Source organism: Candidatus Methylacidiphilales bacterium (genome assembly GCA_028713655.1).
Classification (GTDB): Bacteria; Verrucomicrobiota; Verrucomicrobiia; order Methylacidiphilales; family JAAUTS01; genus JAQTNW01.
The window spans coordinates 25,478-35,153 of the sequence record JAQTNW010000037.1 but is presented as its reverse complement, the minus strand read 5'-3'; the positions used below and the strand labels follow the sequence as shown (position 1 = coordinate 35,153).

Annotated in this window: 9 protein-coding genes and 1 tRNA gene; 6 read left to right on the top strand and 4 right to left on the bottom strand. The window is 54.6% G+C overall.

The genetic code is table 11. From position 1 onward, the window contains the following. The 3 genes from PHD76_11650 to PHD76_11640 all read right to left on the bottom strand — a co-directional run. The coding region (locus PHD76_11650; protein ID MDD5262488.1) for a hypothetical protein at positions 1-286 on the bottom strand (286 nt) is incomplete at its 3' end. Positions 287-409: 123 nt separating this feature from the next. Beyond that, positions 410-1,873 (bottom strand): lysine--tRNA ligase, encoded by a 1,464-nt coding sequence (lysS, locus tag PHD76_11645; protein MDD5262487.1) that lies wholly within the window; start codon positions 1,871-1,873, stop codon positions 410-412. 401 nt (positions 1,874-2,274) lie between these two features. Then, entirely contained in the window at positions 2,275-2,502 is a 228-nt protein-coding gene (locus PHD76_11640; protein MDD5262486.1) for a hypothetical protein, read from the bottom strand. A gap of 193 nt (positions 2,503-2,695) precedes the next feature. Between PHD76_11640 and PHD76_11635 the strand changes: the two genes are divergently transcribed. The 3 genes from PHD76_11635 to PHD76_11625 all read left to right on the top strand — a co-directional run bounded on the left by PHD76_11635 (position 2,696) and on the right by PHD76_11625 (position 4,034). After that, positions 2,696-3,346 (top strand): NAD(P)H-dependent oxidoreductase, encoded by a 651-nt coding sequence (locus PHD76_11635; protein MDD5262485.1) that lies wholly within the window; start codon positions 2,696-2,698, stop codon positions 3,344-3,346. A gap of 126 nt (positions 3,347-3,472) precedes the next feature. Continuing rightward, positions 3,473-3,547, top strand: a tRNA-Val gene (locus tag PHD76_11630). Positions 3,548-3,578: 31 nt separating this feature from the next. Further along, on the top strand, positions 3,579-4,034 hold the full coding sequence (locus PHD76_11625) for an RpiB/LacA/LacB family sugar-phosphate isomerase (GenBank protein MDD5262484.1): 456 nt from the start codon (positions 3,579-3,581) through the stop codon (positions 4,032-4,034). A 460-nt stretch (positions 4,035-4,494) separates the two neighbouring features. On the opposite strand, the gene PHD76_11620 is transcribed toward PHD76_11625, so the two are convergent. Then, positions 4,495-5,607, bottom strand: coding sequence for an aminopeptidase (locus PHD76_11620; protein ID MDD5262483.1), 1,113 nt, complete (start codon positions 5,605-5,607; stop codon positions 4,495-4,497). Between the two features lie 445 nt (positions 5,608-6,052). Between PHD76_11620 and PHD76_11615 the strand changes: the two genes are divergently transcribed. The 3 genes from PHD76_11615 to PHD76_11605 all read left to right on the top strand — a co-directional run bounded on the left by PHD76_11615 (position 6,053) and on the right by PHD76_11605 (position 9,465). After that, a complete protein-coding gene (locus PHD76_11615) occupies positions 6,053-6,613 on the top strand; it encodes a hypothetical protein (protein ID MDD5262482.1) in 561 nt (186 codons plus the stop codon). A 69-nt stretch (positions 6,614-6,682) separates the two neighbouring features. Then, entirely contained in the window at positions 6,683-7,738 is a 1,056-nt protein-coding gene (locus tag PHD76_11610) for a PilT/PilU family type 4a pilus ATPase (GenBank protein MDD5262481.1), read from the top strand. After that, positions 7,735-9,465: a hypothetical protein gene (locus PHD76_11605; protein ID MDD5262480.1), complete on the top strand. Its 1,731-nt coding sequence runs from the start codon at positions 7,735-7,737 to the stop codon at positions 9,463-9,465. Before PHD76_11610 ends, PHD76_11605 begins: the two co-directional genes overlap by 4 nt. The last annotated feature ends 211 nt before the right edge of the window (positions 9,466-9,676 follow it).

The following is a 9,676-nucleotide window of genomic DNA, read 5'->3' as shown; positions in this document are numbered from 1 at the left end:
TGATGAACACGCTCCGGAGCGACCACCCGCGCAGCACAAAACTCCGGTATCCCACCTGCTCCACATAGCGCGCCGCGGGAATCTGCAGGATGTTCAGCAGCGGGCCCAGCGCATTGACAATTCCGAGGATGGTGGCGCTGGCCCCCAGCCGCTTCATGAACAACAGCATGGGCACGCCCAACACGATGGAAAACGACAGCGAATTGAAGACCTGAAACCAGTAGGCATAATGAATGCCTTCCGGCATCCGCGCGACTTCGACCCGCTCATTTGTTTCAGTGCTCACTCAAAAAATTCCCATTCAGGCGGATATGTTATTAACCCGGATCTGGCCGCACCCCCCGATTTTGTCCGGCCTTTTGACTGGACACTCTGCAGGAGTTTTAAGAAACATGTGAAAACATCCGGGTTAGGCCTTCGGCTTCAGCAACGGAAACAGAATCACATCCCGGATGGATTCCGCGCCCGTCAACATCATCACCAGGCGGTCGATGCCCAGTCCCAGTCCGCCAGCGGGCGGCATGCCGTGTTCCAGGGCTTCGAGAAAGTCCTCGTCAAGCTTTTGTACTTCCGCGCCCGCCTGCTCCTGCAGGCGCCAGCGTTGCACCACCGGGTCGTTCAACTCGCTGTAGCCGGGCGATATTTCCTGGCCGTTGATGATCAGTTCGTACACATCCACCACCGAGGGGTCTTCCGAATTCTGGCGAGCCAATGGCACCAACTCCTTTGGCAGATGGGTCACGAACAGGGGATCGACCGCTTTCGCTTCCACCAGCTTTTCAAACACCTGGTTGCTCACCTCAAAATCCTCCAGCCCCGAGCCTATTTCCACGCCCAGTTCCACAGCCCTCGACACCCGGGCCTCCGGCGTCAGATCGAACCAATCGGCCCCGGCCGCCTCTTTGATGCAGTCGCGGTATTTTTTCCGTTTCCAGGGCCGCGTCAGGTTGATCCTCTTCTCGCCGATAACCTGCCCTTCCGCATCCTTGTACACATGCTGCAACAGCGGGCCGCCAAAAAATTTCTCCGCCAGATGGACGATCAGTTCCTCAATCAGCGCCGCCATCATCTCGTAGTCGGCATAAGCCCAGTACGCCTCGAGCATGGTAAACTCGGGATTGTGCTTCCGCGAAATGCCTTCATTCCGGAAATTCCGGTTGAGCTCGAATACCTTGGAACAGCCTCCGACCAGCAGGCGCTTGAGATAAAGCTCCGGCGCGATTCGCATATAAAGCTGGATCCCCAGCGCATTATGATGCGTCACAAACGGCTGCGCCGCCGCCCCGCCGGGTATGGACTGCATCATCGGGGTCTCAACCTCCAAAAAGCCCTTCTCTTCCAAAAAATTGCGGACTTCCCGCACAATCCGGCTGCGTAGCAGCAGCGTGTCCTTCACCTCGGGATTGCTGATCATGTCCAGATACCGCTGGCGATAGCGCTGCTCCACATCCTGCAAGCCATGCCATTTGCCCGGCAACGGCTTCAATGCCTTGCTGAGAAATGTGAGCGACTCCGACCGTACGGTTTTTTCGCCCGTCTTTGTTGTAAACAGCGTTCCGTCCACCCCGATGAAATCGCCGAGATCGACCAGCTTGAAGACTGCGGCCTGCGGTTCGGTCATGGATTTGGTCTGCACATAGACCTGCAACTTGCCCGACTCGTCCTGCAAATGGAGAAAGTGGCTTTTGCCCATGTCGCGGTGCGCAATGACCCGGCCGGCAAAACGCACCCGCTTTTCCTCCTCGAATGCGGCCAGAATGGCGGATGAAGACAGTACGTCAGGAAAGGCTTGTCCGAAAGGATCCACGCCAAGGGCCCGCAGCTTGTCCAGTTTGGCCCTGCGTATGGCCAATAGTTCGCTCGCATCTTCCATAGGAGGGGATGAGGCTACGCCAGCCCGTCCCAAGCCGCAAATCTTTTCCGGCCATGCCGGGGAAGCACAGAGAAAGAACCCTTTAACGCAGAGGGTCCGCCAAAGCCCGCCGCGGCAGGCGGTGTGCGAACAATAATCGAATGGGAAATAGAACCACGGATAAACGCGGATTAACGCAAATGAAACCGGCACCAGAGACTTGAAACTAAAAATCCGCCACAGGACGGATTCGCCGTGGCGAACCTGAAACTTTATCAAAACTTGCCTGTCCACCGCAGCCTCGGCGAAGGAGGTGGCGAAGAAGAGATGGCGAAAGCGGCAGACTTTAAACTCGCGCAAGCTGCACCCATCCCCCTGAAAAGGGGGAAGACAAGGGGGTTTCTCTGCGCTTATATCTCTTGTTAGAGATAATTAAGCGGTATCGCCCTCGTATTGGCATAGGCAAATAACAGGATACCCGCTTGGCGGCAGTCTGCTACCTCTGCCGATTCTTTGGCTTGTGCGAGCGCAGGAGTAACTGGCGGTACGGAAAGCGCCACAAACAAGAATAGAACACTCAGAATCGCACCAGTGACGGCCATTCTATGGCCGTCCATACCCAGTTTCTCGCGCATTTGATTAAAAGTCATAATCCTGCAAAACCATTCCGATCAATTTGCTGGCGCAACAGCGGCTGGAGTTTGAGGCGCCGAGGCTGTACCAGTGGCAGGAGCTGTCTTGGCGGTTTTCTTGACTTTTCACATCCGGGTTGGACACTGGCGGAATTTGGTTTATGGGCTAAAGTATCGCCTGTAATAATCATAATTCAACCAAAGAAAATTTATGAACACCATCCCTCGTGAAAAACTGCTCGGAACCCTGAAATGGCGTTACGCCACCAAACAATTTGATCCCGCTAAAAAAATCGCTCCCGCGGACTGGTCTGCGCTGGAAGAAAGCCTGATCCTGTCCCCTTCTTCCTTCGGGCTGCAACCCTGGAAGTTCGTCGTCGTCACGGATCCCCAAGTCCGCGAAAAACTCAAGGCGGTTTCCTGGAACCAGGGACAGGTCACCGATTGCTCGCACCATGTGGTCTTTGCCATCCGGACCGATGTCAACGAAGCCTATATCGACCGCTTTCTGGCCCGCGCCGTTGAAATTCGGGGTGGCAGCGTCGAACCCCTGGCAGGCTATCGCGGCATGATGGTCAGTTTTGCCAACAAAGCGGCCAAGGAAGGCTGGCTGCACGAATGGGCCACCCGTCAGGTTTATATCGCCCTCGGTAACTTCATGACCAGCGCCGCATTGCTGGGCATCGACACCTGTCCCATGGAAGGCTTGGAACCCGCCAAATACGATGAAATTCTTGGACTGAACGCGCTCGGATTAAAAACCGTTGTGGCCTGTTGCGCCGGCTACCGCTCGGCCCAGGACAAATATGCCGCCACGCCCAAGGTGCGTTTTCATCCCAAGGACGTGATCCTGCATGTTTAACCCGGATTGACTCACCTGCTTCTGAAAAGCCGCATTTTCCCATTCTGGCTTCTGCTTTCTGCCTTCTTCATGCTCCATTTCCTCTTGCCCCTGCACTCGCCCTGGATTAAAATCACCCCCTTTCATGCAGCCTTAGCTTAGTGGTAGAGCGCCTGCTTCACACGCAGGAGGTCAGTGGTTCGAACCCACTAGGCTGCACCAGTCAAAACGGAAGCCCGGAGTATATTCCTGAATGAAAATCGGCATCGCAGCGGACCACGGCGGCTTTAAAATCAAAGCGCAGATCCAGTCCGAACTCGAAAAACAAGGCTTCCAGGTGGTCGATTTCGGCCCGCATCAATTGGACCCGGCGGATGACTATCCCGACTACGGCATTCCGGCCGCCGAGGCTGTCGCGCGCCACGAAGTGGATCGTTCCATCCTGATTTGCAACAACGGCATTGGCATGTGCATGCTGGCCAACAAAATCCCCGGTATCCGCGCAGCGCTGGTCTATAACGAACACTGCGCCCTCAACACCCGCGAGCATCACGATTCGAATGTGCTTTGCCTCGGCGGCCAGGAATTTTGCCCGGAACAACTCCTTAAGTTCACAAATATCTGGCTCCACACCGATTTTGCCGGAGGCCGGCACGAGCGCCGCATGAACAAAATCGCTGTCCTGGACAAGCAACTGCCTGGCGTTTGATTGGCATCCGGATGTTTTGCGCCAAGGCATCAAGTTTTGGCCACAGAACACAGGGGGCGAACGCAATTGAACCACGGATGGACACTGATTGTGAAAATCGGAAATAGGCCGTAGAAGGGTCTGATGGTTTTTAATCCGTGCAAATCTGTTTGCACACCGTCCACCTCCGCGGAACGCGGGTTGCGTCTGTTTTGTTCATGCAATTGCCGGAATCACTTTCAGGGTTCGGGGTGATTTTTTATTTTACCCAGGGTAGCTCCCGCCTTCGCTACGCTTCGGCGTGGTAACCCCGGGCTGAAGGACAAAACGCCGTTGGCGTTTTAGCTAACATCCTATCTTTCAACACGGACTTGACGGCGCACTCCCTATTCGTCCTGTGGCGCCTCTTCAGAATTCCACATTCTGAATTCTTCATTTCCTCCGCGTTCTTTGCGATCTCTCTGTAAAATGACTTTCGGTCTTATCCCAGGATCGACTTCGGATTCAGCGCGGTCCACGGTCCGCCCATGAAGAGGCCGTCCTTGCGGATGAGTTTGCCGTCGAAATAAACCTCGCCGCCGCCGTAGTCCTTGCGCTGGATGCAAACCATGTCCCAATGCACCTGGGAACGGTTCCCGTTGTCGGCCTCCTCGTACGCCTGGCCGGGGGTGAAATGAAACGAACCGGCGATTTTTTCGTCGAACAGAATATCGCGCATCGGCTGCAAAATATGGGGATTAAACCCGAGGCTGAACTCCCCGATGTAGCGCGCGCCTTCGTCGGAATCCAGGATCTGATTCAGCCGCTCCGTGTTGTTGGCCGACGCCTCCACCACGCGGCCTTTCTTGAATTTCAAATGAATGTGCTCAAACGAGACGCCTTGATAAACGGACGGCACATTGAAACTAACCTCTCCCTCAACGCTATCCTTTACCGGGCAACTGTACACTTCGCCGTCCGGGATGTTTCGGAGGCCGCCGCAGATTTCCGATCCGATTCCCTTGATGGAAAATCCCAGGTCCGTGCCCGGCCCCTTGATGTGAACCTTGTCCGTCCGGTCCATGAGCTTTTTCAATGATTTCATGCCCGGCGCCAATTTCGAATAATCCAGGGTGCAGACGCGGAAATAAAAATCCTCGAACGCTTCCGTGCTCATGAGCGCCTGCTGGGCCATCGCGGGGGTCGGCCAGCGCAGCACGACCCATTTTGTTTTTTTGACGCGGTGATCCATCACGGGCCGCATGAGTTTCGCGGCCAGTTTCATCCGGTCCGGCGGCACGTCGGATGATTCAAAAATATTATGCGCGCCGCGAATGGCGATATACGCCTGCATGCCCTGCATCCGTTTCAGTTCGATTTCGGCGGAATATTTGAACTGCTCCTCCGTCGCCCCCCTCAAGAGTTCGCGCTGGATGGGTCCGGCCTGTGTCTGGACATAGGGAATCGCCCCTGCGGCCCGCACTTCGCGGATCAGGGCGACCGCCATTTCCGGCGGGGCGTCAAACAGTTCGATCAAAACTTTTTCATCTTTCTTGAGAGCTGTGGAATACCGGACAAGCCCGCGGGCCAGTTGATGGAAACGATCGTCTTTCATAAGCGGTTAGCCTGCATATTTTATATTCATTTCAATGGTCAACCTGTTAGCGCCGGGCCTATGGGGGCTGTTGCAAAACCGCCTCAAAATAAAGCAGCTCCAATTCAAAAATCAAAACAAAATACCCATTCAGGCGGTTTTGCTTGTAACCCGGATGTCCCTGCACCCCAGTTCCTGCCACACTTTGGAGCAGGACACTTTGCTGGGGTTTGCAGAAGCGTGTGAAACATCCGGGTTAAGTGTAGGCTGCAAACGCCGCAGGACAAGACAGGGCTTGTATTTAAGTTCAAGCAGCTCTCAGTGGTCAGATTTCGGCTTTCAGCATTCCTAGTTTCCTCCGCGATCTCTTTGTAAAACGGCTTTCTAGGTGTCTTGGTGGTTAAAATCACCTTTCGGGCAAAAGGCGTCATCTCGACAGGCCCTTCCCGCCGTGCATACTTCTATTATGCAGCCCAAAGCACTCTTTGCCGGTTTCTGCCTGTTTGCGCTTGTCCTGGCGTCCTGCGGTGATGACTCGCAAAAAAGCAAGGAGGCCGCCGTGCCCGCGCCTCCACCCACCCCGGCGCCAATTCCCATTCCCACCGGAGCCAGCGTGCATGGGCAGGCAACCATCGAAATGAAAAAGGGCCAGATCCAGTTTCTCAACGGCCTGGGTATTGCCGTGGTGCCGGAGAATGCCTGTGCTGAGATCAAAAAAATCCGCGACGACCGCTGGTTGATGCAGGCATCGCGCTCGAATTTTGATGATGGATTCCACAATCTGGATCTTGACGCCATTGGCGGCACCGCGGTCGCCCATGCCGTCACCACGCTCAAGGCGGATGCGCAGGGCAGGTTTGAAATCCACGGATTGTCACCCGGCAGCTACCGTCTTTACGCCCAATACAAGAGCCGTTATGCCGTCGGCTACTGGCTGGTTCCGGTTGTCATCAAGGACGCCCGCCAGAACCTTGCGATCAACATTGGCACGCCTAACATCGAAGAAGCCTACAACCTGTTTCGGTGAACGGAATTTTCGGGAAAATGCGCGTAATTATTGGGTTGCATGGCGCTAGCCCCCTTTTAGGCTTCCTCTGTGCCTTCCATTTTCGAGTTTATAGAAGAAGCAACCAATCGAAATGGTTCGGATCTTCATATCATCGCAAATAACCCGCCCATGGCCCGCATTAGCGGCCACTTGATTCCGTTAAATGACACCCCTCTTACTCCGGAAGACTGCCATGCCGTGGTTTATTCCGGCCTGACTCCAATGCAACAGGCCCGGTTTGAGGAAAATTGGGAACTGGATTTCCTTCTCGAAACACACACAGGAGGCCGCTGTCGTGGAAATGCCCATGTCTCCCGGGGTACCACCGAAGCCGCTTATCGTATTGTGCCCAGAAATATTCCGGATCTGGCAACGCTTGGCCACATGCCAACGGTTGAACACCTGCTGAATTTGGACAGCGGCCTGGTTCTCATCACAGGCACAACGGGTTCGGGGAAAAGCACCACCCTGGCTTCCATCATTCAAATGATCGCCGCTCGGCGTTCCGGCATCATCATCACCATTGAAGACCCGATCGAATACCTTTTTACCAATCAACTCTCCGTCATCAAACAACGCGAAGTCGGCGCCGACACCAAGTCGTTTGCCAATGCTCTGCGTCATGTTTTGCGGCAAGATCCCGACATCGTTGTCATCAGTGAAATGCGGGATCAGGAAACCATACAAGCGGGCATCACCGCGGCGGAAACGGGCCATTTGGTGTTTGCGACCCTTCACACGATTGACGCCCCCAAAACCATTGACCGGCTGGTCGATATCTTTCCGCACCAACAGCAAAACCAGATTGTGACCCAACTGGCCAACTGCTTGAAGGGCGTTCTTTCCCAGCGCCTCTTGAGCCGGGCTGACGGGCAGGGGCGGGCGGTCGCCACGGAACTCATGCTGAACAACATGGCCATTGCCTCGTGCATCCGGGACAGGAAAACGCACCAGCTTTATGGTTGCATGGAAATCGGGAAAAATGACGGGATGCACACGATAGACGACCACCTGATTCATCTCCTCGAGCAGAATCTGATTACTCCCGAGGAGGCGGTCGCGAACGCCCGTGATCAGGAAAACATGGCCGGATATTGCACATGAAGCTTTACATTCGATTTTTGCCGTTCCTGGGGGTTGTTTTTGCCGTTCTTGCCACCATGCCTGGCCGGGCGGAAGAGCTTCCCATGCCGGACACGGTTGTTTTAAAACAGGACGCCGCGCTGCCCGACGGAATTTCCAATCGCGAGGTACCGTGCGCCATCACCCGGGAAACGGATAAGGGTTACATTATTGATGTATCCAAATGGAAGGGGATTGCCCGCCAAATCCAAATAGACAAGTCCCTGGTTCAAACGGTCAAGCGCGGAGACTCGACTGAACGTGATTATATCCAGTTAAAATCGTTGCTGGCTCCGCAGCGGTCCGCAGTCCGCCTTGCGGAACATGAAGCCAGGTATGCCGTTCCACTGAGGGAATTCATTCAAAAACATCCCGGTACGCCCAAAACCGTTGAAGTCCAAACCCGGCTCAAACAAGTCGAGGAAGATCTGGACTTGCTGCGAAAGGGTTATGTGCGGGTGGACTCCCTGAAGTTCCGTCCTGCGGATTTGAGCACAACCGACGGAGCGGATTGGCGCCTCTGGCAGGTGCTGACGGACGAAGGGCCCACTCAGGAAACGGCTGTTTTTGAAACGGAATGCGCGCAGATTTTGGCCAATCCCGCGAACCTTCTTTACCCGCTGCTGCTGGACTCCGCTGCCATCGTTTCCGGCCAGCGCATTTTCATATTGGAAAATAAAATTGCCACGGCCCCTGATGGAAACGCGCAACAACGCCAGAATCTGGCCGCCATCCTGGCGCATGAAAGAGAAGTTGCCGCCACGCTGCCGCACACCGATCTCACAAGCGAGCGCTCGGCAATCCCGACCTACCTTGAGGCCGCCCATCTCCTGAATCATAATCCCCCCGATATCGGACTAGCCCGCGACAAATTAAAAGTGGTTTTCGATAAATGGCCCGCCCTGCATTCCGCGCAACTCCTTCTTTCCGAATTCATCCAAAAGAATTCCGATCTTGCCTCGGATATGGCCAAGGCAGGCCGATTCCAGGAGTCGCTCAAAGTCCTTGAATCCATTCTGCCGCTGGCGGAACTGCCTGGAAATAACGGCAAAGAAAAAGTTTTGGCAAAAATTGAGGCGTTGAACACCCGCAACCAACAGGAAAAACTCATTTTGCGGCTTGAAAAGGCATTGGAATCATTCGACCTGGCGCAATCCGATGCGGCCTTGGCGGACTGCACCCAATTCCTCGCCAGCCATTCCCTGACAGACGACAGGCTTGCCGTGCTGAACAAAAAACTTCAAGCGTTACGGATCGAAAAAGTCGAACAAACAACCAAAGCGAGTATTGCGGCAATGCGGGCGGACATCGAGTCCGGACGTTATGGCCAGGCATGGGAGCAGATGGAGCGGGTCAAACCGCTCCTGTCGAAGGAAGCGTCACTGGATATCAGCAACCTTTGCCTGAGGGCTGCCAAACAAGCCTTGAAAAAATTTGATTTTTACAATTCCTTCCAGGCCTGCATGCAGGCCAGGGCCATCGACACAACCAATTCCAACGCGCAATACGCTTTTCTGCTGGCATGGCTGGCTCTGGCCGCGCTGGCCGGCATCGGCTTCCTGGTTCTCTTGATCGTTTACGCTTTTTTCAGCAATGTGGCGCACGCGCAACGTTTTCGCATCCGCCTGCAAGTATTGAGGGAAGACAGCAACTTGCGGCGAAAGGAGCGAATGCTCCTGAAAAAAAGCCAGAAACCCTCGAAGGAATAAAAAGGAGGGACGAATGGCGCTCGTCCCATTATTTGATTGAACCACGAATAAATACGGATGGGGAAAGGGGTTGTCTATTTCAATCTTTGCAGTTTGCTTGCTATCGAAGCGGGGGCTTGCCGAAGATCAAGAACGGCGCGCACATACGCGGCATGATCTTTCACCTGATAGTAAATTGCATACGGGAATTTTTCCGAAAGGAGACGGTGGA